This is a genomic window from Alkalihalobacterium chitinilyticum, from assembly GCF_029028005.1.
Taxonomy (GTDB): domain Bacteria; phylum Bacillota; class Bacilli; order Bacillales; family Bacillaceae_F; genus Alkalihalobacterium; species Alkalihalobacterium chitinilyticum.
Genome location: NZ_JAOTPO010000001.1, coordinates 58,067 through 79,730, shown reverse-complemented (window position 1 = coordinate 79,730; position 21,664 = coordinate 58,067). Strand labels below are relative to the sequence as shown.

The window sequence follows — 21,664 nt, the reverse complement described above, 5'->3', positions numbered from 1 at the left end:
ATAACAGATTTTTTTCTTATCTCTATACTATAACAGATAGTGGTCGTTGGTCAACTGAATTTGATTAAAATAGGCAGAAAATTTATAAAATTCATTTTCGTCTTAGAGGTTTTCTAGGTAATCGAGTACTGTATCGACATTTTTAGTTAACGATAAGCCTTTCTCTTTTAGTATAGCTTGATGGATATCATTAAACGTTTTGGTTTCCAGTTGTATCGTTCGAGACCATTCAGATAAATGTTTTTGGTGCTCAGTGTCCAACTGATCTTCAATGGTTGAGCAGATAAACGATCGACAGGTTGCATTTTTATAGGAAGGTTTGAGCGAACAGCCTTTATTCCTTTCGAAAAATTGACAGGTCGAATAGCTTAATTTTAAATCAGATAGCTCAATGGAAGAGAGCTGATCGGTGTTTTCTTCTTCAAAAAGAGGATGTACATGCGCATGAATAATAATGTTAAAGTCATTAATGGTACAGTTATCATTCTTATAAATTGTATTAATAAAAAAATTACGGTCAGTTTGTTGTACCATTTGATTAATTTCATAAAGACTGATTACAGGACTGTAACTGCAACAACCAATAACAGGTAAACTAGAATGTCCAGGTTGAAAATATGAATCACTGCAATTGAAGCAGGCTTTACTTAGGATTTGCAGCTGTTTTTTGTCAATCTCAATCATGTTTTTCACTCCAAAATTAAAGTTGCATAAAGACCCATAGTCGAAAGTTCGTTAAATACTTGTGTTAGGCGTTTGAAATCGAACGAGCGCAAACAACGCAAAAGATTATTTTATATCGAAAAAAATAAAATATGAAACCAATTGTACTACGGTTACGTATAAAAAGATAGAAACGAGTTTCATCAAAATTTTAAAATTGTAAGTAATAGTCAAGAACGTTTTTTATACACATTCGCTGGCGAGTCACATCAATAAAATGAAAGAAAAAAATAAATGGGGGGATCTACGTGACACAACAACATTTATTTATTGATTTTGAATTTACTATGAGCCAAAGTAAGGGAAATCCAAGTATGTTTCGTCCTGAAATTATTGAGGTTGGTGTTGTATCAGTCATTGACGAAAAAATATATGATACATATTCGTCTTTTGTTAAGCCTGTATTGTTTCCAAAACTAACAGAACGTTGTGTTGGCTTTTTAGGTATTCAACAAGAGCAGGTTGATCAAGGTATACCACTTGCCCACCTTGTGGAGTTGCTCAACATGTATATGTCGTTCGGTCCAACGAAGGTCGTTACTTGGGGTAATCAAGATATAAAGGTGTTACGTAACAATTGCCGCTACTCTAATATAGAATGTCCGATAAAAGAAAGAGAGCGTGATCTATCCAAAGAGTATCAACGGTTTTTCGGTCATAAAAATCAAAGCGGGCTATGGAGAGTTCTTGAGGAATATGGTAGTAAAGGTATTGGTAAACATCATCGTGCCTTAGATGATGCCTTAACAACGTATGAGGTCTTTAAAGCCATCGAAAAGGATAAGGCCTATATGAAGCCTACAAAACAACCAACATTAGGAGATCGTGTTGACTTCTCTAAAATATTATCCCACCTTGCATAACCAAAGGGGCACGATGAATATAGGAAAAGAAAAACCTACCAAAAGGTAGGTTTTTCCATCCGTAGAGACCTGTTTCATCTTAGAACTTTACAACCTCTATTCTAATTCCCTTGATGTAATTTTGTTGTATGTTGTATTCTGCCTAAAAGCAGCATACAAATAGGGGCTATTATCGTTACAATTCCAATAACCGTAAATGCCATTCCCCAATTAAATTGATCAAGAAAATATCCAAAAACAATTGGAGAAAAAATCGTTACCGTAAAGCCTAGAACAGATTGGACTCCTAGTGCCAGAGCAATTACATCTGGGTCAGATACTTCCGTTATGGATACATTATAAATAGGAGAATCAGCCACAATGGTAAAACCATAGACGACTGCTAGTAGGAGCATAAGTATGATTGGAAGTTGGACTGACCAACCAATGGCGATGGAACAAAAGATACTAATTAGTAAAAAGAATGTTGCAGCCCTCACCCGGCCGATAGCATCTGAAACTCTACCGCCTATATATGTAGCAATACCGCCTATCATAATGACTAAAGCACCGGCAATGTTACCAAAGCGGATGGCAGCCTCTTGTTCAAATCCTTGCTGGAGAAAGTAGTATACGAGAAAAGGTCCAATCCATGCCCACATCGCATATAACTCCCAACAATGTCCAGCATAACCGCCATTCACTAATAGGTTAGGTTTTTTAAATACGTTCTTTATTTTCTTCAAGTCAAAAGCACTTCCATTACCAGAAGGCATTGGTGGAACTTTAACAAAAAACGCAATTAAGCTAGCGATTAAGCAAAATGTAGAAGTAATAAATACAACACCTTGCCATCCTATCATTTCAATAAACAACCCGGAGATGAGTAAGGAAAACCCCGACCCAACAACTAATGAACCTACAAAGACTCCAAGTGCCTTACCTCTTTCATAAGAAGGAAATAATTGCGATATAATTCGCATGCCAGGTACATAAATTCCTGCAATTCCAATTCCGCTTATTGTTCGTAAAATGAGAGTAGACCAAAAACCTTGGGCAAAGAAGCTCAGTAAAATTCCAGCTGTTCCAGCAATTAAAGCTCCATAAACAAAAGATTGTTTTGGATCATACTTATCACTCATAAAGCTATAAAAAAGGATAGCAATGACATAACCGAGGTGGAAACAAGCGATGATAACACCCGATTGTGTTGAAGTTAATCCCCATTCACTTTCTACGACTGGGAGTACTGCAGAAAAATTAAACCAGACTTGCATCGCTAAGAATTGAGCGATTGAAAGTAACCAAAGTATTTTATACGGATTCATGCTCGTACCACCTCTCCTAGTGTTCATTATATTATAAATAGGAAGAGAGTTTAATAGATATGATATAAAATTGGAAAAAAACGGTTGATTGAGTGAGTGGACAGTAGTTTAATTCTTAAAATTAATATGGTGAGGTAACCCTAATTAACCTAGTTAACCAAATGGCAATTATAATGTATAATAGACAACGTAGATTTTAAAACTTGAAAGTGAGTGTTCATTATGGGTCGTAAATGGAATAACATTAAAGAGAAAAAAGCGGCTAAAGACAAAAATACGAGTCGTGTTTATGCAAAGTTTGGTCGTGAAATTTACGTGGCTGCAAAACAAGGTGAGCCTGATCCAGAATCTAACCAAGCTTTAAAAGTAGTCCTTGAGCGTGCAAAAACATATAGTGTACCGAAGACAATTATTGATCGAGCGATTGAAAAAGCAAAAGGTGGTTCAGAGGAAAGTTACGATGAATTACGTTATGAAGGTTTTGGACCAAACGGGTCAATGATTATCGTCGACGCGCTAACAAATAACGTGAACCGTACAGCAGCTGAAGTGCGTGCTGCTTTCAAAAAAAATGGTGGAAATATGGGTGTTAGTGGTTCGGTATCTTATATGTTTGATGCAACGACTGTTATCGGTGTTGAAGGAAAAACTGCCGATGAAGTGTTAGAGCTATTAATGGAAGCGGATATCGATCCACGAGATATTTTGGAAGAAGATGAAACAGTTATTGTTTACGCTGAACCAGATCAGTTCCATGAAGTGCAGGAAGCGTTTATAAATAACGGTATTACAGAATTCAATGTTGCTGAACTAACGATGCTAGCACAAAATGACATTACGCTTCCAGAAGATGCACAAGAACAATTCGAAAAATTATTGGATGCTCTAGAAGACTTAGAAGATGTGGGTCAAGTGTATCACAATGTTGATTTTGGTTAATAAATAAAACTAAAAAGCTTGCTTTTCTGTATGATGATTATCCGTTTCATACAGGAGGGGAGCTTTTTTGTTAGAAAATATTTTAATGTGTGCTATGAAAACTGAGTATTATAACGATTATTTTAAAAAGAGAGAAGCGGGACCTACCTTACGATAAAAGGAGAAAGTGAATCGGAAATTAAAAACAAACAGTACACATCACGCCTAACCAATAAAAAACCCGATTATCCAATGGAGAGGGATAATCGAGCTAAAAAATTTGTCGTAATATTATTAGTTCTGTTTAGCCACGATCATTTACTTCATAAATTGCAAACTTTAAGTAATCGCCTTCTTCCGCACTAAGCAGTTTAGGGTGATCATAACCTGCGCCGCTCCAATGAATTTGACGGAGAACTTTGCGTGCATCAAATGCTGCTTCTTGGACCATTTCTTCAAACATATGCCCATGGACATGAAACGAGCAACTGGCGGTAACAAAATATCCTCCATCACGAACAAGTTTTAAACCATTTAAGTTGACGTCTTTATAGCCTCGTAATGCTTTTTTTACAGCATGACGCGATTTTGCAAATGCCGGTGGATCGATGATGACTACGTCAAACTCGGTTCCTTTTTGAACTTCATCACGTAAGTAATCAAAGGCATTAGCAACAACAAAATCTACATTAGAAAAGCCATTAAGACTTGCATTTTGCTTTGCTGTTGCAATTGCATGATCTGAGATATCGACGGCAGTAACGTGCTTAGCGCCATACTTACACGCATTTAACATAAAAGAGCCAGTGTGAGTAAAACAATCGAGAACTGTTGATTCTGAAGTAATAAGCGGTTTGATCGCTGCACGATTTTGACGTTGGTCAAAGAAGAAGCCTGTTTTTTGGCCGCCTTCAATATCAGCAATATATTTCACACCGTTTTCTTCAATTTCAATCTCAGTAGGTCCTTCTCCGTACCAAAATCCTTTTTCTTGTTCTAAACCTTCCAATTCTCTAACGTATACATCGTTTCTTAAGTAAATTGCTTTTGGACTAAATACCTCTAGTAAAGCCTCTAATATAAGCTCTTTTCGTACTTCCATACCTAGAGCCATATTTTGAACGACTAAAGTGTCTTCATATTTATCAACTATTAACCCTGGTAAAAAGTCCGCTTCGCCATAGATCGCACGGCAAGAACGTACATTTGGAACAAAGCGTTCACGATGTGACCAAGCTTTTTTGACTTTTCGATAAAAAAACGCTTGATCAATAGCTTCGTCTTTTTCATAAGACAGAATGCGAACAATCATTTGCGAATTCGGATTAATAAAACCTTTTGCTAAAAAGAAATTTTGATGATTATAGACATCAACGATATCTCCTGGTTGGTAGTCCCCTTCAATAGAAGCGACCTCACTCTGATAAACCCATGGGTGTCCTTGTTCTAGTCGTTTTCTTCGTTTGCGATTTAAAACTACTTTTGCCACATTCTCAACTCCAATTTTTCCTGGTGATTGAACTTGTTCAGTATAGAAACTGTTAGAAGTTCACGATATGTATTATCTTGTCTATCATACATAATTGTATGTTCATTTACAATAAAGGGCACATGGTAGCAGGGTGATGTCCTTACATGAAAAATAGTATTGAAGATGGGGAGGTTAAAGTATAAAGGTTAGTACTTTATATTACACAATGTAATCACAATACGTAAAAAACATAAGAGGCCCACCCAACATGATAAATAAATACTCCAAAGTAAATTAGGAGTGCAAAAGTTAATGTTCGTTTGACTAAACGATTAGAAAAGGCATAGGGGATGAAAATGAGTAACATTACAGGCAGTATGATTTTTAAAACATAAAATAAAGAGATACTTGTGTGGTAGACTGAATTCATAATGGGATTGAGTTCTGTAATAACAGCGTGACGTAAACCGAAATCGGTAAAAATCGCATCAGCAAGTGACAATAGTAAGAGACAAAAGGTTATGAGGTATGGCTTTCGATGTTTATGGATATGTTCAAGCACGTGAAATAACCTCCTACACCGTTCTTAATAAAGAATGTTGTTCTTTATTAAGAATACAATAAAGGGGAAAGAGAAGGAAGAAAAAACAATCGCATAGTAAACATTAGTCCATATGACCTATTACTTCAGCTTTTTACGATTTATAATATCTATGCCCAATTTCATAATAAATAATTTCGATATGTAAATATTTTCGCAGAAAATAAGATATTTCTTTAGAGCAAAAAAAGAGGCTGACTCTAAGCCAGCCTCTTAAGGTAAATTCATAATAGTTTTTATCGTACGAATTTAGTTCTTTAAGTCTTCAATTGAGTCAATATCCATGTATGCTGGAACAACTAGACCAATTTTTGCGCCGTCTAAGTTTGCACCAAGATCAACAAAGTCTTCTTTGAAGTCTTCGTAGTAAGACTCATGAGTTGCTGGAAGCCATGCTGCTACCATAGCATCTGCACTACCTGTTGCAACTGCTGTAAACATTGGACCTGGTTCCATTGACATTAATGTTACATCATAACCAATTGATTCAAGAACGGCACCAATCATGTGTGTTGAAGCAATTTCAGAATCCCATGCTACAAATGCTAGTGTAATCGCTTCGCCATCAACTGCATCAACACCATTTGTCCACTCAGAAACGATGTCTTGATTACCTTCGATCCAAGCAGCAGCTGCATCTGCAGGTTCAGCACCTTCGTTCACTTCAACCATGATTTCTCCCATGTGATCAGGTGTCCAGTAGAAGTTATCTAATACTTGGTACGCTTCAGGTAAGTCAGCATCTAAACCTTCACGAACGATCGTGTGGATGCTTTCGGCTGCACCGAATACACCTTCAGGATCTTCTAAGTATTTTAAATCATATGCAGCAAACTTCCAATGGGGTGTCCAACCTGTTACAACAATAGCTTCTTCTCTTTCAATGGCAGCATCTAGTGCACTAGTCATCGCTGCACCAGAACTAGGTTGTAATTGATAGTCATCTAAACCATAAGTTTCAATTGCGTTTTCTGTTGCTGCCATAATACCAGCACCTGCATCAATTCCTGTAATTGTAAAGTCTAGTTGCTCTCCTACAGATACTTCTTCTGTTACAGCATCATCATTGCTGTCGCCAGTTGGTGCTTCTTGACTAGCATCTTCTGAACCGCACCCCGCAGCTACTAATGTTAAAGATAGACCAGTAGCTATTCCTAACCTTTTTAAATATTTTTTCATTTTGACCCTCTCCTTTTGTTTTTATCTATGTCAACTCTAGTAAAAGAGTGACGAGCGTAATCTTAATGTGTTGTTCCTTTTTGCCGGTTAAAGCTTTGTGTTAAACGATCGAGAATAATTGCTAGTATAACGATAGCAATCCCTGCTTCAAATCCACCGCCTGCATCATTTCTACCCACGGCGTAGTACACTTTTGTACCAAGCCCCATCGCTCCAATCATCGAAGCAATAACGACCATGGATAGGGCAAGCATAATACTTTGGTTAACACCAGCCATGATGGTAGTCTTGGCCATCGGCAATTGAACTTTAAAAAGTTTTTGTGCCGGGGTTGAACCGAAAGCATCTGCAGCTTCTACTAATTCAGTCGATACTTGCCGGATGCCTAAGTTCGTCAAGCGAACAGTAGGAGGCATAGCAAAAATAACAGATGCAACGACACCAGGTACCATTCCAATCCCAAAGAACACAACAGCAGGAATTAAGTATACGAATGCGGGCATCGTTTGCATAAAGTCTAATATTGGCTTGAAAATACTATCAATCACCTTGTTTTTGGCCATCCAAATTCCAAGAGGAATTCCAAAGATGACAGAGATCATTGCACTCGTCAGGACAAGAGACAATGTAAGTAACATATCTTGCCAGAAACCTAAATTATCAATTAAGAGTAACCCTAAAAAGACAAAGACAGCTAAGCCCCATTTTCGTTTAGTGACAAAATAAGCGACCACTGTTAATAACAAGATGAATAACCAACTTGGAAGTAAACTTAGTAAGAGTTCATTTACATCCACTAAAAAACGAATGGCCCCTGTAACCGCCGAGAAAAACCACTCCGCATTTTTTAACCAATCTACAAAACTATCAATCCAATCAGCTAATGGAAGCTTCGGTAATAGATCCATTGAAATTCACCTCACTTCCTGATAAAGCTGCAAGAACTGCGCCTCGTACTATAATACCTTTTAATTTATTGTCATCGACTACAGCGATAGGAACTGGACTTGTAGATGCAATTTCCATTAAGTCATTTAAGGGTGTCTCAGAAGTGACTTGAGGAACATTCTTCTGGACAATTCCTTCTAAACTATTAATATTTTCTTTGACAAGCTTTGAAACTTCATCGGCATGAACGATCCCGAGAAGTTCTTTATTGCGTTTCGTAACAAAAATACTTGATATGCCAGCTTCCTTCATACGTTGAAGGGCTACTCGCGGTCCGTCTTTTTCAAGGTTGACGGCTTCTGGCCGCATCATAACGTGCTGGGCTGTAAATACTTTGGAGCGATCAACATCTTCAACAAATCGTTCTACGTATTCATTTTCAGGGCTTGTTAAGATTTCTTCTGGCGTTCCAATTTGAATAATGGCACCGTCTTTCATAATCATAATACGGTCACCGATTCGCAGTGCTTCATCAAGATCGTGAGTGATGAATATGATCGTTTTTTTCATTTGTTCTTGTAAATCGAGGAGTTCATCCTGCATATCTTTACGGATAAGAGGATCTAGTGCTGAAAATGCCTCGTCCATTAACAAAACATCGGGATCATTCGCTAACGCACGAGCCAAGCCAACACGTTGCTGCATACCGCCAGAAAGTTCATTGGGATATTTGTCTTCATATCCTTTTAGACCTACAAGCTCTAATGAAGTTTGAGATTTAGCTCTTCGTTCTTGCTTTGGAATTCCTTGTACTTCTAAGCCGTATTCAACATTTTCTATTATCGTTCGGAAAGGAAAAAGACCGAACTTTTGAAATACCATACTCATTTTACTTCGTCTTACTTCACGTAATTTTTTTTCATCCATTTTCGCTAAATCCTCACCATCGATCCAAACACTTCCATCCGTCGGTTCAATGAGTCGGTTAAGTAAACGGACAAGTGTCGACTTACCACTGCCGGAAAGACCCATAATTACAAAGATTTCACCGTGTTCAACTTCAAAGCTTGCTTTATTCACTCCTACAGTCATATTGGTTTCTTTTAATATCTCATCTTTTGATTTTTGTTGATTTAACATGTCTAAGGCTCGTTTTGGCTTTTTACCGAATATCTTAGTAAGCTCTTCAACCTTAATTTTTGACATCTTATTTCACCTCTTTATGTTTACTTCAATCATTTCGACTAACGAATGAATGCTGACTTTATAACTATACTCCTCCTTTTTTTCCAAATCAAACCTTATATTTTGTATGTTTAGTTCAAAAAGTTTGTAAAGTTTAAACTGTACAAAGTATACTTTCGAAATACGCCATATTTCTAATAAATACGAACAAATACTACATAAAAGCATAACTTTTATGTTTTTTCATTCTTTGTTAATATGTAAAGTGTGAATTGGTAATAGAAAAGGAGAAGGCTATGAGTCAACAGGAAGAGTGGAAAAAGTTAGAGCAGTATCGGACTCGTTTTATCCAAGAGATATCAAAAAATATGTATTTGTATGGCATTACTCCTTCTGTAGGACGGTTATATGGAACGGTGTTTTTTGCTGATGAACCATTAACTTTAGACGAGATGAGTAAAGAGCTAGGAATGAGCAAAACAAGTATGAGTACTGGTATTCGAAATTTGTTAGACTCTGATATGGTAGAACGAGTGTGGCAAAAAGGAGTAAGAAAAGATCTTTATCAGACAGAAGAGGATTGGTACAAATCTTTTTCTTCATTATTTGTAAACCGCTGGCGTGCAGCTGTTGACGATAATCTTGAAGCAGGTATAGAGTTAAGTGGTGCATTAGATGAACTGTATACAGAAACTAAAGACGATAAGTTAAAAGAAGTTATAGAGATAGACCGGAAAAAACTTGAAAAAGCAAAGAGTTATTATGAATGGCTCGGGCAAGTGATTGAACTATTTGAAAGTGGCAAGATTTATGAAATTGTACCTAAACCAAAAAAAGACTAAAAAAAGCTGATTGAACCTTCATTTGGTTCAATCAGCTTTTTTTGCGGATAAGCCTTCTGTTAAGTACTATTGCAGATTCGTTAGAAATCATTTTGTGTTTAGAATTTTTATCCTAAATTCCCTAAATTATTGTAATATTTGTTAATATAAAGAATAGTACATATGAAAAGTGAGAGGGGAAATCAATGAGTAAACAGATGAAGATAAGAGGTATTATTGCACTGTTTGTTACGTTGTTTTTACTAGCCGGCTGTTCAGAAGAGCTTCCGACACCAGAAGATGCATTAAGTGAATTTGCAACGCACTGGGAAAAAAGAAACTACGATTTAATGTATGAACTTCTTTCAATTCAGGCAAAAAACTTGATTTCAAAGGAAGAGTTTATAGAAACGTATACTGAAATCTACAGCGAAATACAAGCAGAAGATCTCGTGGTGACAACACCTATCAGAGATCCGGAAGATGAAATAACAGAAGATGTGACAGAGGCGCTCCTTCAATATGAGCAGGAGCTCGATACAATTGCAGGTAAACTTCAATTAGAATATGCAGTTGACTTACAATTAGAAGAAACAGATGAGTTAAAACAGTGGAAAATCAATTGGACACCAGCGATGATATTCCCGCCGCTTGAGCAAGGAGATCGAGTAAAAGTAAGAACGTTAACTCCAATACGCGGAGAAATCATTGATCGAAATGGAGATTATTTAGCAAAGAATGGAAATGCTGTTCAGATTGGGCTTGTACAAGGTCGTATGGAAGGGCTAGAAGAATATACGATTAGCGAATTAAGTAAACAAATTGACGTGTCTGTTGAAGAGATTGAAGCAGCACTGGATCAATCGTGGGTAAGGCCTGACACATTTGTCCCTGTTAAAACAGTTCCATACGACCAAATGGAATTTGTTGAGGAGTTACGCACCATTTCTGAAGGTGTAACGTATTTACTCGTTCCTGCAAGGGAATATCCTCTGGGAGAAGCTGCAGCTCATTTAATAGGGTATATTACGCCGATAACAAAGGAACTTTTAGAAAAAAATGAAGATAAGGGATATAACTCAAATTCCTTAATTGGTCGGACTGGGCTTGAAAGTTTATATGAAGACGAACTAAGAGGTGAAAACGGCGCAGTCATTTCTATTGTAGATAAAGGCGGCAACGAGAAGGATATCCTAGCTAAAAAAGAGGCTGTTGATGGAAAAACGTTACAACTAACGATTGACGGTGCAGTACAAGTTTCAATATATGAGCAGTATAAAAAAGATAATGATGCAGGAACTGGTGTGGCATTACATCCGACATCGGGAGAAGTTTTAGCGTTAGTGAATGCACCTGCGTATAACCCCAATGAATTTGTAATCGGAAGTGTATCTGAAACTAACTATACTGAAGATGAACGCAGACCTTTACTCAATCGTTTCACTCAAGCATATGCACCAGGGTCAACGGTAAAATCAGTCACTGCTGCAATTGCTCTAGAAGATGGTTGGGACCCTGATGAAAAGCGCAAGATCGACGGTTTAGGTTGGCGGAAGGACGATTCATGGGGGAACTATGAAGTAAGACGTGTAAAAGATCCAAATCACGATATTGACTTAACCGATGCTCTCGTGTATTCCGATAATATATATATCGCTCAAATGGCTCTTGAACTTAATGAAAAAAGTGTAGTTGATGGTTTGCAATCATTTGGGTTTGAAGAAAGCGTTCCTTTTAAATATCCATTAACAACATCTCAGATTGCTAATGACGGGATAAAAACAGAAGTTCAATTAGCAGATACAGCGTATGGCCAAGCTGAAATGTTAGTAAATCCTTTGCACATGTCCTTAATGTATACTGCCTTTATAAATGAAGGAAACATTCCAAAGCCGTTACTTTTCACGGATGAAGAGCCGGAAATTTGGAAAGAAGACGTTATAAGTAACGATCACGCTAATCGTATTCTATCTGACCTGTCGCAAGTGATCCAAAGTCCAAATGGTACGGCATCCAATGCAAAGATAGATGGTATACCTCTTGCAGGGAAAACGGGTACGACTGAATATAAATTAAGTCAAACTGAAGAAGGTAAAGAGTTTGGCTGGTTTATTGCTATGAACACTAATGATCCTGAATTACTTGTACTAATGATGGTTGAAGATGTTGAAGGTGGAAGCGGGTACGTTGTCCCGAAAGTAAAAGATGTGTTTTTACAAAATTTAAGATAGTTCATTCACAGAAAGGATTTCTCCTGTTGAGAAGTCCTTTTTGCTTATTTGAAATGGATAAATAAGCATTTTGTTATAATAAAATAACCCTTAATAACGCTAATATGATGGCTGCAACACTAAGTCCAGTCCCAATTGTCCACTTGACAATCTTTAAGTGAATTTCCTTTGTTTTATTTTTCACTTCTGTTTCAGTTGTAAATTCTTTTTCAGTCAAAATTTTATCAACGGTTAATGCAACTTGTTCATTTGTCATGTACTTATTTTCCTTCATTTGTTCATCTATAATTACTTTTACATCATTATTATCGGTTTTTTTTTCAATAACTCTGGATAATGCTTCCACTTCCTGTTTTAGTTGATCTATTTTTTCATGAAGTACTATCATTTCGTTTTGATTTCTTTCCATTATTATCCCTCCTCAGTCTGCGCTAATATATTCTATTTGTAAGAAGACTGTTTCGTATGGACAAAATACTCAGGAATTTTAATTTTTCATGTATGATGTTTTGATTTTTGAGAAAAATAACTACGGGAACTGAGTGAGACGCAAAAGTAAAAAAGGGAGATATCCTTTATTACTTTTACTTCGATCTCAACCTAATACTAAAAAATTATGAATGAGGTGTAGGTCATGGCTAACAACAATAACCGTAACAACAGAAACAACAACAACAACAACAATAACAACAACAACAACAACAACAACAACGAATTAAACATCGACAATGTAAACACTGAGTTTGCGAATGAGAACGATGCGCAAGATTTCAACAACCGTAACAACAATAACAATAATAACAATAACAACAACAACAACTAAAAGTTGCCACAGCTAACGTACAAGAAATTGTTCATTCCATGTACGTATTCAATCATCACTTTCTAAAAGGAGACGTTCACTTTGGATCAGCAATGTTTTTATTGTAACGGTGAACTAGAAGAGACAAACTTCCATTACGCTTCTTTTATTCAAGATAGTGATCATGTTGAACATCCGCTTTGTAGTGAATGCTACAAGGAGTGGCTTGTAGGAAATAAAGGGTAACCGAGAAGAGGCCTAACGTATAGGCCTCTTTTTTCTGTTTTCAACATAAAAAGAGTGCAATTGAAATAGTTTTATTGTAAGGGATTACAAAGCTGATATTAAAAAATGGAGGGAATTAATTTGTAGCGAGGTGTAGCTTATGAAACGAATTCAATGCAGTGACCTTTCAATAAAACTAGATAAACAGCAATTAGATCGATTGATAAAAGGGGTACTAAGTGTTAATTATAGTATTTTTTGGGGTTTTGACTCAGGTAAGATGGTTTTAAACATTTATTCAGCTGAAGGAAATCATACGCTGACCATGATGAAACATAAATCCTTTCTTGAGATCATTGAAGTTGACATAAAAACTGAAAAAATGCTTCATACGATTGATCAATTAGTTCCAATAAAAGTAGAACTTAATAGAAAAAAGCAAGAAGAGCGAATCAAAAAAGAAGATGAAATTTACCGTCGTATTGATAAGTACTTACTAGAATTAAGTGATTATTTAAAAAGTGGGGACGAAAAAACGGCAGAGCAAATAAAATTAAAGCTGGCTCATCTTAACAGCGAGTTATTAAAATTAAAACAAGATTCATAAATGAATGTGAATGACCGAATTTAGGCACTGTACACAGTGCCTTTTTTTTCTGGGAATAGAATTTAAGACTGATCTTTTGGAAACAGAAGCAAAGCATAATATCAATTATAAAGAACAAAAGAAAGAAAGGGGGTGTCGAGAAACTTCTAATTGGTATATATTAGAATAATAGTCAGTATTTTTATTATCTACAACTGTAAAAAATTGAAGAAGGAGTGGGGAGAATGAATGAACAACACCATCTTAACGTTATAGAAAACACGAACCGTAAACAGCGAGTGGCTGAAGACCAATTAGCTTTTGGTAAAGAATTTACGGACCATATGTTTGTTATGGATTATTCAACTGAAAAAGGTTGGCATCATCCTCGCATTACTCCATATGAACCGATTACTTTAGACCCTGCGGCAATGATTTTTCATTATGGACAAACTGTTTTTGAAGGATTAAAAGCCTATCGCACAGAGGATGATCGTATATTATTATTTCGACCTGAAAAGAACTTTCAACGGATGAACCGATCAAGTGAACGATTGAGCATCCCTCTATTAGATGAAAAACTGGTTCTAACTTACTTAGAAGAATTGCTGCGTATTGAAAAGGAGTGGGTGCCGAAAACAGCGGGATACTCTCTTTATATCCGACCATTTATTATTGCAACGGAACCAAATCTCTCTTTAGCACCATCAAATACATATCAATTTTACATTATTTTATCTCCAGTCGGTTCGTATTATCGTGAAGGGATACACCCTGTAAAAATCTTCGTAGAAGAAGAGTTTACAAGAGCTGTTCGTGGGGGGACAGGAATGGCAAAAACCGCTGGAAATTATTCAGCAGCTTATATTGCTCAACAAAGAGCGACTGATAAAGGATATTCTCAAGTATTATGGCTCGATGGAGTAGAAAAAAAATACATAGAAGAAGTAGGAAGTATGAATGTGTTCTTTAAAATAGGAGAAGAAGTAGTTACGCCACTCTTAAATGGAAGCATTTTAGAGGGAATTACGAGATTGTCAATTATTGAACTTTTAAAGGATTGGAATGTTCCGGTTGTTGAGAGGAGAGTTTCAATCGAAGAAATTTTTCAAGCGCATAAAGAAGGAATAGTAGAAGAAGTCTTTGGCACAGGTACTGCTGCTGTCGTTTCACCAGTGGGCGAATTGACATGGAATGATGAGCAAATGATTATAAATAATGGGCATACAGGGAAACTCTCTAAAAAGTTATACGAGACTTTAACCGCTATTCAAACAGGGAAACAGCAAGATCCTTATGGTTGGACGGTGGAAATAAAAGAATAACACACACTGGAGCTGACTCTATAAAGTCAGCTCTTTTTAAATGTAATTAGTAAGAAAATACAAAATGTAAGAATTGTTTGTAATTTTTGTAGAATCAAAGCTGCCGATATAGTAAAATAACCATAATAATAGTGAAAAGTTTGACGGAAATTCATCAAATTTGAAAGGTATTGGAAAAGATGAAACTAAAAACAAAACTTTATTTTGGATTTGGCGCCATCCTCTTCATAATTGTTATACTCAGTGCCAATGTATATTACACGATGAACCAGCAGAAAGATAATATGAATGCTATCGTTTACGAAAACTATGAAAGAGTCAAACTGATCGAATTGCTTCGAAATGAGATTAATACGACAGCAAGAGAAATCAGGGAGCTTCTATTGATGAGTGATGACATCGTGATTGAAGAACATATTAGAGCTATCCAACAGTCAAGAGTCGACACGACAGAGTTATTTGCAAAATTAGATGTAATGCCATATTCTGAGCCTGAAAGTAAACAAATCGTTTCATCATTACAGGATTTAAGTACTGCATATTTTGAAGTTGTTAGCCGGGCGATCCAACATACTTTAGAAGGAAATAATCAACTAGGGATAAGTGAATTAATTGATGATAATCGTGGGATGAGAAACCAAATCGTTACTGGATTTGATCGTCTAAATGAAATAGAAGAAAATGCAATGAATACAGCGTTAGCAAGTATCGAGAGTGATTTTCGGAATACGGTGATTTTTTTATTCTCGCTCTTTATAGTTGCTGCAATTATTGTAACTGGAATTACTATTTCTGTCGTACGTAGTATTACGAAAAGCATTTACAAAGTTCGAGATGTAATAACGAGTGTACCAGGGCATATAAATGAAGATTTACCACGTATTGAGGCTATTTCTAAGGATGAAATTGGTGATATAGCAAATGCGTATAATGAAATGGCACATGCGCTAGAGGATTATTCTAAGCAAGAAAAAGATTTAAAAAAATATCTTGAAAATGAGAATTGGATCAAAACAACGTATGCAGAAACTATGACTAAATTCCAGGGCTTGCAAAATATTGAACGGTTTGGTGAAATGCTCATTTCAAAAGTAGCAGCTTCCGTTGAGGCTACGTATGGTACAGTTTATTTAAAAGAAGAAGGCGAACTAAAACAAATTGCAGGATATGCATTAAGCCAAAATAGAAAAGTTGGAGAAGGAACATTTAAAATCGGAGAAGGACTAGTAGGACAATGCGCACTAGATAATAAGATCTTAAAGATTGATAAACTCCCAGTAGATTATATATCGGTCAAATCAGGTTTAGGAGAGTCGGCTCCAACTTCTTTAGTACTTCTTCCAATAGAAATAGAAGATGAGGTTCTAGGGGTTTTAGAATTAGCTAAATTTGAAAGGTTCACTTCTTTACAATTGAAACTATTAAAGCAAGTTAGTGAATCATCCGGGGCCATTATAAATCGAATTATTAATCATATGCAAATTGAAAAACTATTGACCGAGTCACAAACACTAACTGAAGAGCTGCAAACTCAATCAGAAGAGCTTCAGCAGCAACAAGAAGAACTTAGACTTACAAATGAACAGTTACATGAGCAATATAAAACTTCAGATGAAAAAACAAAAGAGCTGGAAAAAATCAAAAAGGACCTGGAAGAGAAAAATCGAGGCATTGAATTGAGCTCGAAATATAAGTCGGAATTTTTGGCTAATATGTCTCATGAACTTCGAACACCTCTTAACAGTATGTTAATTTTGTCGCAAATTCTGTCTGAAAATGGAGAAGGAAACTTAACAGAGAAACAAATTGAGTATGCTTTAACGATCCATTCTTCAGGAAGTGATCTCCTTGATCTAATCAACGATATACTTGATTTATCAAAAATCGAGTCAGGAAAGATAGACATATATCCTGAACAAGTGCTTTTAAATGATGTAAAAAGTTTTGTTGAGCGACAATTTAATCCTGTTGCACGTCAAAAAGGCTTGAATTTTAAAATTACACTTGCAGAGGATGCACCAAAGATAATTTTTACGGATGATCAACGCTTAAAACAAATTTTAAAAAATTTATTGTCGAATGCTTTTAAATTCACACAAAAAGGATCAGTTGAACTTCGATTGAGTAAAGGAAGAGAAGACGTCAGGTCAAAAATTGTCTTTTCAGTTGTTGATACGGGTATTGGTATCCCTAGAAGTAAGCAACAAGATATTTTTGAAGCGTTTTTCCAAGGGGATGGAACAACGAGCCGAAAATATGGCGGAACAGGTCTTGGATTGTCAATTACCCGTGAATTATCTCAACTGTTAGGTGGTTATGTAACGATTGAAAGTGTTGAAGGAAGAGGAAGTACTTTTAGTCTTCACATACCAGATTATTACGAACTTTCAGAGATCCAACAATCGGTAATGGAAGAAGTTGCCGCAACCAAGGAAAATAATGTGCTCATTGTAGAGTCTAATCAGTATCCAGAACTAGAGAAAATTGAGGCACCTGTTGTGAATGAAGAGCAGAATGAAGCCTTTGAAGATCGAGTGGTACTCGTTGTCGATGATGATATGCGGAATGTATTTGCATTAACAACAGCTCTTGAAATGCAGAATATGAAAGTGTTGTTTGCTGAAAACGGGAGAGAGGCTCTTGAAATTTTAAATAGTGACACATCAATCGACATTGTACTTATGGATATAATGATGCCAGAAATGGATGGATATGAAGCAATGAAGCGGATCCGTGAAGTGGATGAATTTCAAGAACTTCCAATCATCGCATTAACGGCAAAAGCGATGAAAAGCGATAAAGAAAAATGTATTATGGCTGGTGCATCAGACTATATTAGTAAGCCGGTTAATATGGAACAGCTGCTATCCCTAATCAAAGTATGGATATATAAGTGAGGAAATGAATGACAATGGTATACTCTTCAGAAGACGCAGATTTAGATGTGGAAAGAATAGAGATTGAACTATTGCTAGAAGGTATTTATCGTCATTATGGATTTGATTTTAGAAATTATGCATACTCTTCCGTAAAACGAAGAGTATGGCACCGAGTTCGTGCTGAGCAACTTAACACTATTTCCGAATTGCAATCGAAAGTGCTGCATGACCCAATCGTTTTAAAATGTTTTCTAAACGACTTATCTATTAATGTGACAGAGATGTTTCGTGATCCAAGCTTTTTTAAAGCATTCCGAGAAAAAGTAATTCCATCTTTACGTGATTTACCGTTCATTCGTATATGGCATGCAGGGTGTTCATCGGGGGAAGAAGCCTATTCAATGGCCATCTTGTTACTTGAAGAAGGGCTATATGATAAAACAAAAATTTATGCTACTGATATGAATGAAGATATTTTAGAAAAGGCGAGAGAAGCAAGAATACCGTTGAGCTATATGCAAGTGTATACGAAAAACTATCAGCAAGCTGGAGGGCTTAAGGAATTTTCAGAGTATTATACAGCCCACCATGATTATGTCCTCTTGCGCCCAATGCTTAAGAAAAATATCGTATTTGCCCACCATAACTTAGTCACTGATCATTCCTTTAATGAATTTCATGTGATCATATGTCGTAACGTGTTAATTTATTTTAATACTTCATTAAAAAATAGAGTTTATGAGCTTTTTTTTCATAGTTTAAGTGATGGTGGTTTCTTAGGTTTAGGAAATAAAGAGACGCTAACTAGTGGTGACACCTCACACTTCTATCAAGAAGTTGATAGGGATGAGAAGATATACATTAAAGGCACGCCTAAAAACACTACCGGTAGCCTCAACTAAGATTCTAGACATGATTACCGAAAAAACCTAAAACTACTAAAGGAAATTGAGGGATAAAAGATATGGTGAATGGGGAGAAAGTAGATATATTGTTAGTAGATGATCGACCTGAAAACCTTATTGCACTTGAAGCCGTTCTTGCGTCGCCGTACTATAATCTTATTAAAGCTGATTGTGGGGAAGAAGCTTTAAAATATGTTCTACAATATGATTTTGCAGTTATTTTGTTGGATGTTCAAATGCCAGGGCTGAATGGGTTTGAGACTGCTGAATTAATTAAACAAAGAAAAACCTCAATGCATATTCCAATTATTTTTATTACTGCCTTAAGCAAAGCATCTGAACACGTTTCTAAAGGTTACTCAGCTGGTGCAGTTGATTATATCTTTAAACCATTTAATCCGAGTTTGTTACGAAGTAAGGTAGAGGCGTTTGTCGATATATATAGAAATAGAAAAGAGATTGAAGTACAACGAAATGAATTAGAAAGACAGACCGCGGATCTAAAGCAAAAGTATATGAACTTAGAAGTGATTATCGCTGATAAAACCAAAGAGTTACTTTTAGCAAATGAAGAATTACAAGTTTCTCAAGAAAGTTTCCGGAAAATATTTCATTGCAGTCCCAACTTGATGGCGATCCGGTCGCTATATGATAAAAAGTACCTGCAAGTAAATAAAATATGGTCTGAGGTCACCGGTTATGAAATAGAAGAACTAGAAGGTGTACTTGATAACTTATTACACATTAAACCTGAAACTTCAACGGAGTTTAGCAATGAGACACATTCTCTAGAGTTACAAGATGGGCTATACAACGAACAAGTAACGTATGTAACGAAGGGCGGCGAAACAAGAGATGGTCTACTTTCTACCGAACAGGTCTATATCAACGGTGAGCCCTGTATTATAAGTGTGATAACTGATGTTACTGATTCGGTCAAAATGCAAAAAGAAATTACTCGTTTAGATCGATTGAATTTAGTTGGAGAAATGGCAGCGGGTATCGCTCATGAAATACGTAATCCGATGACGACAGTACTTGGCTTTTTGCAACTTTCGAAAAAACAACAAGAATATCCTACCCCAATCGAGTATATTGACTTAATGATAGGTGAATTAGAGCGTGCTAATGGAATTATTACCGAATTTTTGGCATTAGCAAAAGATAAAGCAACAGATCCTCGACTTGAAAATTTAAATGACATTATTTATGCATTGCACCCATTATTGCAGGCTGAAGGGATGTTAGGAAATAAAAATGTTAACTTAGATTTAGAAGACTGTCCGCTATTATTTATTGACGAAAAAGAAATTAGGCAACTCATATTGAATATCGCTTTAAATGGACTAGAGGCGATGCCTTTAGGTGGACAACTGACGATTCGTACTTATGTTGAAAGTGACAGAGCGATATTAAAAATTATTGATGAGGGTCCAGGGATTGAACCAGACGTACTAAAACATATCGGCACACCTTTTTTTACTACAAAAGATAAAGGGACAGGTCTTGGGTTAGCGATATGCTACAGTATTGCAGCAAGGAATCGTGCAAATATTGAAGCTGATACGAGTGAACATGGGACAACGTTTATTGTAACTTTTCAACAAAGCATGCGATTATGTAAAAACGCTGAGAATACTACAAATATATAGTTTTATTACAAAACATAATCCGTGGGGTTATGTTTTTTGTTTTTATTACAAGGAAAAATTCATAGATGGGTTAAAGAAAGTTAAAACTATTAAGGAAATGACCATCTGAATGGATATAACTTTAAAAGGATTGGGGTTCTGAGTATGGACGTGGTGACAATTGGTGAGACAATGGCACTTTTTACACCAGAAACTTCAGGCTTGATGCGATATGCTCATACTTACTCTCGTAAGTTCGGTGGATCTGAATCGAATGTAGCTATTGGTTTAACCCGGTTAGGGCATCGGTCGGGCTGGATTAGTCGTATAGGGGACGATGAATTAGGAAAAGCAATGGTTTCGTTTATTCGAGGTGAAGGTGTTGATGTTAGTGAAGTTCAAGTCGAAAAAAGTGCTCAGACAGGAATTTACTTTAAGGAATTACGACGTGAAGACGATGTTAGGGTGCTTTACTACCGTAAAAACTCGGCTGCCAGTCGAATGTCTAAAAATGATTTGAATGAAGAATACATTGCTCAAGCAAAATATCTTCATATTACAGGAATTACACCGGCTTTGAGTGATAGTTGTTATGAGATGTTAAAAGAGGCTGTTCATCTAGCAAAGAAACACGGAGTAACGGTCGTTTTTGATCCCAATTTAAGAAAAACACTATGGTCTGAAGAGAAAGCGAGACAAGTTCTACTTGAGTTCGTGAAGGAAAGTGATATCGTTCTTCCTGGGATTGCGGAAGGAAAGTTTTTATATGGGGTAGACGATCCACAACAGTTAGGGGAACGCTTTTTGGCAGATGGTTCAACAACCTGTGTATTAAAGTTAGGACCAAGAGGCGCTCAATATTTTACAAGAGAAAAGACAGAATTTGTTCCGAGTTTTACGGTAAAGAAGGTTATTGATCCAGTTGGCTCAGGCGATGGTTTTTGTAGTGGATTTTTATCAGGACTTTTAGATGGACTTTCTTTATATGATGCTGTAAGACGAGGTAACGGGGTAGGTGCAATGGTCGCAATGGTAAACGGTGATGTGGAAGGTCTCCCTGATAAACGTGACTTAGAGCTATTCATAAATGAGACAGACAAAGATGATGTCAATCGATAATGGAG

General features: G+C 36.4%; 20 protein-coding genes. 12 read left to right on the top strand and 8 right to left on the bottom strand.

Going from position 1 to position 21,664, the window contains the following annotated elements; translation table 11 throughout:
- Positions 1-102: 102 nt before the first annotated feature.
- Positions 103-684, bottom strand: coding sequence for a hypothetical protein (locus N7Z68_RS00360; protein ID WP_275116466.1), 582 nt, complete (start codon positions 682-684; stop codon positions 103-105).
- Positions 685-971: 287 nt separating this feature from the next.
- Here N7Z68_RS00360 and kapD point away from each other — a divergent pair, with 287 nt between their 5' ends.
- The gene (gene kapD / locus N7Z68_RS00355; protein ID WP_275116465.1) at positions 972-1,586 is read left to right on the top strand and encodes a 3'-5' exonuclease KapD; all 615 of its coding nucleotides are present in this window, start codon (positions 972-974) and stop codon (positions 1,584-1,586) included.
- A gap of 101 nt (positions 1,587-1,687) precedes the next feature.
- Here the strand turns inward: kapD and N7Z68_RS00350 are convergent, their stop codons facing one another.
- Positions 1,688-2,893: an MFS transporter gene (locus N7Z68_RS00350; protein WP_275116464.1), complete on the bottom strand. Its 1,206-nt coding sequence runs from the start codon at positions 2,891-2,893 to the stop codon at positions 1,688-1,690.
- A 222-nt stretch (positions 2,894-3,115) separates the two neighbouring features.
- Here N7Z68_RS00350 and N7Z68_RS00345 point away from each other — a divergent pair, with 222 nt between their 5' ends.
- Entirely contained in the window at positions 3,116-3,832 is a 717-nt protein-coding gene (locus tag N7Z68_RS00345) for a YebC/PmpR family DNA-binding transcriptional regulator (RefSeq protein ID WP_275116463.1), read from the top strand.
- A gap of 283 nt (positions 3,833-4,115) precedes the next feature.
- Here the strand turns inward: N7Z68_RS00345 and N7Z68_RS00340 are convergent, their stop codons facing one another.
- The 5 genes from N7Z68_RS00340 to N7Z68_RS00320 all read right to left on the bottom strand — a co-directional run bounded on the left by N7Z68_RS00340 (position 4,116) and on the right by N7Z68_RS00320 (position 9,156).
- Complete coding sequence (locus N7Z68_RS00340; RefSeq protein WP_275116462.1) at positions 4,116-5,300, bottom strand: class I SAM-dependent rRNA methyltransferase; 1,185 nt, start codon at positions 5,298-5,300, stop codon at positions 4,116-4,118.
- A 214-nt stretch (positions 5,301-5,514) separates the two neighbouring features.
- On the bottom strand, positions 5,515-5,844 hold the full coding sequence (locus tag N7Z68_RS00335; RefSeq protein WP_275116461.1) for a DUF5658 family protein: 330 nt from the start codon (positions 5,842-5,844) through the stop codon (positions 5,515-5,517).
- Between the two features lie 288 nt (positions 5,845-6,132).
- Positions 6,133-7,062 (bottom strand): glycine betaine ABC transporter substrate-binding protein, encoded by a 930-nt coding sequence (locus tag N7Z68_RS00330; RefSeq protein ID WP_275116460.1) that lies wholly within the window; start codon positions 7,060-7,062, stop codon positions 6,133-6,135.
- A gap of 62 nt (positions 7,063-7,124) precedes the next feature.
- Positions 7,125-7,970, bottom strand: a complete 846-nt coding sequence (locus tag N7Z68_RS00325) for an ABC transporter permease (RefSeq protein WP_275116459.1) — start codon at positions 7,968-7,970, stop codon at positions 7,125-7,127.
- Positions 7,939-9,156 carry a quaternary amine ABC transporter ATP-binding protein gene (locus N7Z68_RS00320; RefSeq protein WP_275116458.1) on the bottom strand — a complete coding sequence of 406 codons (1,218 nt, stop codon included), beginning with the start codon at positions 9,154-9,156 and terminating at the stop codon, positions 7,939-7,941. Before N7Z68_RS00320 ends, N7Z68_RS00325 begins: the two co-directional genes overlap by 32 nt.
- Before the next feature lie 275 nt (positions 9,157-9,431).
- Here N7Z68_RS00320 and N7Z68_RS00315 point away from each other — a divergent pair, with 275 nt between their 5' ends.
- Positions 9,432-9,977 (top strand): GbsR/MarR family transcriptional regulator, encoded by a 546-nt coding sequence (locus N7Z68_RS00315; RefSeq protein ID WP_275116457.1) that lies wholly within the window; start codon positions 9,432-9,434, stop codon positions 9,975-9,977.
- Between the two features lie 185 nt (positions 9,978-10,162).
- Positions 10,163-12,187 (top strand): penicillin-binding transpeptidase domain-containing protein, encoded by a 2,025-nt coding sequence (locus N7Z68_RS00310; protein ID WP_275116456.1) that lies wholly within the window; start codon positions 10,163-10,165, stop codon positions 12,185-12,187.
- A 73-nt stretch (positions 12,188-12,260) separates the two neighbouring features.
- Here the strand turns inward: N7Z68_RS00310 and N7Z68_RS00305 are convergent, their stop codons facing one another.
- A complete protein-coding gene (locus tag N7Z68_RS00305) occupies positions 12,261-12,596 on the bottom strand; it encodes a hypothetical protein (protein WP_275116455.1) in 336 nt (111 codons plus the stop codon).
- A gap of 225 nt (positions 12,597-12,821) precedes the next feature.
- Between N7Z68_RS00305 and N7Z68_RS00300 the strand changes: the two genes are divergently transcribed.
- From N7Z68_RS00300 to N7Z68_RS00265, 8 genes are all read left to right on the top strand, one after another.
- Positions 12,822-13,010, top strand: a complete 189-nt coding sequence (locus tag N7Z68_RS00300; RefSeq protein WP_275116454.1) for a hypothetical protein — start codon at positions 12,822-12,824, stop codon at positions 13,008-13,010.
- A gap of 81 nt (positions 13,011-13,091) precedes the next feature.
- Entirely contained in the window at positions 13,092-13,235 is a 144-nt protein-coding gene (locus N7Z68_RS00295) for a hypothetical protein (RefSeq protein WP_275116453.1), read from the top strand.
- A gap of 139 nt (positions 13,236-13,374) precedes the next feature.
- Positions 13,375-13,821 carry a hypothetical protein gene (locus tag N7Z68_RS00290; RefSeq protein WP_275116452.1) on the top strand — a complete coding sequence of 149 codons (447 nt, stop codon included), beginning with the start codon at positions 13,375-13,377 and terminating at the stop codon, positions 13,819-13,821.
- 224 nt (positions 13,822-14,045) lie between these two features.
- The gene (locus N7Z68_RS00285) at positions 14,046-15,125 is read left to right on the top strand and encodes a branched-chain amino acid aminotransferase (RefSeq protein WP_275116451.1); all 1,080 of its coding nucleotides are present in this window, start codon (positions 14,046-14,048) and stop codon (positions 15,123-15,125) included.
- Between the two features lie 179 nt (positions 15,126-15,304).
- On the top strand, positions 15,305-18,022 hold the full coding sequence (locus N7Z68_RS00280) for a response regulator (RefSeq protein WP_275116450.1): 2,718 nt from the start codon (positions 15,305-15,307) through the stop codon (positions 18,020-18,022).
- A 14-nt stretch (positions 18,023-18,036) separates the two neighbouring features.
- Positions 18,037-18,906, top strand: coding sequence for a CheR family methyltransferase (locus N7Z68_RS00275; protein ID WP_275116903.1), 870 nt, complete (start codon positions 18,037-18,039; stop codon positions 18,904-18,906).
- 62 nt (positions 18,907-18,968) lie between these two features.
- Complete coding sequence (locus N7Z68_RS00270; protein ID WP_275116449.1) at positions 18,969-20,561, top strand: response regulator; 1,593 nt, start codon at positions 18,969-18,971, stop codon at positions 20,559-20,561.
- 144 nt (positions 20,562-20,705) lie between these two features.
- On the top strand, positions 20,706-21,659 hold the full coding sequence (locus N7Z68_RS00265) for a sugar kinase (RefSeq protein ID WP_275116448.1): 954 nt from the start codon (positions 20,706-20,708) through the stop codon (positions 21,657-21,659).
- Positions 21,660-21,664: the final 5 nt, after the last annotated feature.

Coding starts and splice junctions, on each gene's coding strand:
- N7Z68_RS00290 (WP_275116452.1), top strand. CDS start 13,375: ATGAAACGAATTCAATGCAGTGACCTTTCAATAAAACTAGATAAACAG.
- N7Z68_RS00300 (WP_275116454.1), top strand. CDS start 12,822: ATGGCTAACAACAATAACCGTAACAACAGAAACAACAACAACAACAAC.
- N7Z68_RS00360 (WP_275116466.1), bottom strand. CDS start 684: ATGATTGAGATTGACAAAAAACAGCTGCAAATCCTAAGTAAAGCCTGC.
- N7Z68_RS00330 (WP_275116460.1), bottom strand. CDS start 7,062: ATGAAAAAATATTTAAAAAGGTTAGGAATAGCTACTGGTCTATCTTTA.
- N7Z68_RS00265 (WP_275116448.1), top strand. CDS start 20,706: ATGGACGTGGTGACAATTGGTGAGACAATGGCACTTTTTACACCAGAA.
- N7Z68_RS00285 (WP_275116451.1), top strand. CDS start 14,046: ATGAATGAACAACACCATCTTAACGTTATAGAAAACACGAACCGTAAA.
- N7Z68_RS00320 (WP_275116458.1), bottom strand. CDS start 9,156: ATGTCAAAAATTAAGGTTGAAGAGCTTACTAAGATATTCGGTAAAAAG.
- N7Z68_RS00350 (WP_275116464.1), bottom strand. CDS start 2,893: ATGAATCCGTATAAAATACTTTGGTTACTTTCAATCGCTCAATTCTTA.
- N7Z68_RS00325 (WP_275116459.1), bottom strand. CDS start 7,970: ATGGATCTATTACCGAAGCTTCCATTAGCTGATTGGATTGATAGTTTT.
- N7Z68_RS00315 (WP_275116457.1), top strand. CDS start 9,432: ATGAGTCAACAGGAAGAGTGGAAAAAGTTAGAGCAGTATCGGACTCGT.
- N7Z68_RS00310 (WP_275116456.1), top strand. CDS start 10,163: ATGAGTAAACAGATGAAGATAAGAGGTATTATTGCACTGTTTGTTACG.
- N7Z68_RS00270 (WP_275116449.1), top strand. CDS start 18,969: ATGGTGAATGGGGAGAAAGTAGATATATTGTTAGTAGATGATCGACCT.
- N7Z68_RS00280 (WP_275116450.1), top strand. CDS start 15,305: ATGAAACTAAAAACAAAACTTTATTTTGGATTTGGCGCCATCCTCTTC.
- N7Z68_RS00275 (WP_275116903.1), top strand. CDS start 18,037: ATGGTATACTCTTCAGAAGACGCAGATTTAGATGTGGAAAGAATAGAG.
- N7Z68_RS00305 (WP_275116455.1), bottom strand. CDS start 12,596: ATGGAAAGAAATCAAAACGAAATGATAGTACTTCATGAAAAAATAGAT.
- N7Z68_RS00345 (WP_275116463.1), top strand. CDS start 3,116: ATGGGTCGTAAATGGAATAACATTAAAGAGAAAAAAGCGGCTAAAGAC.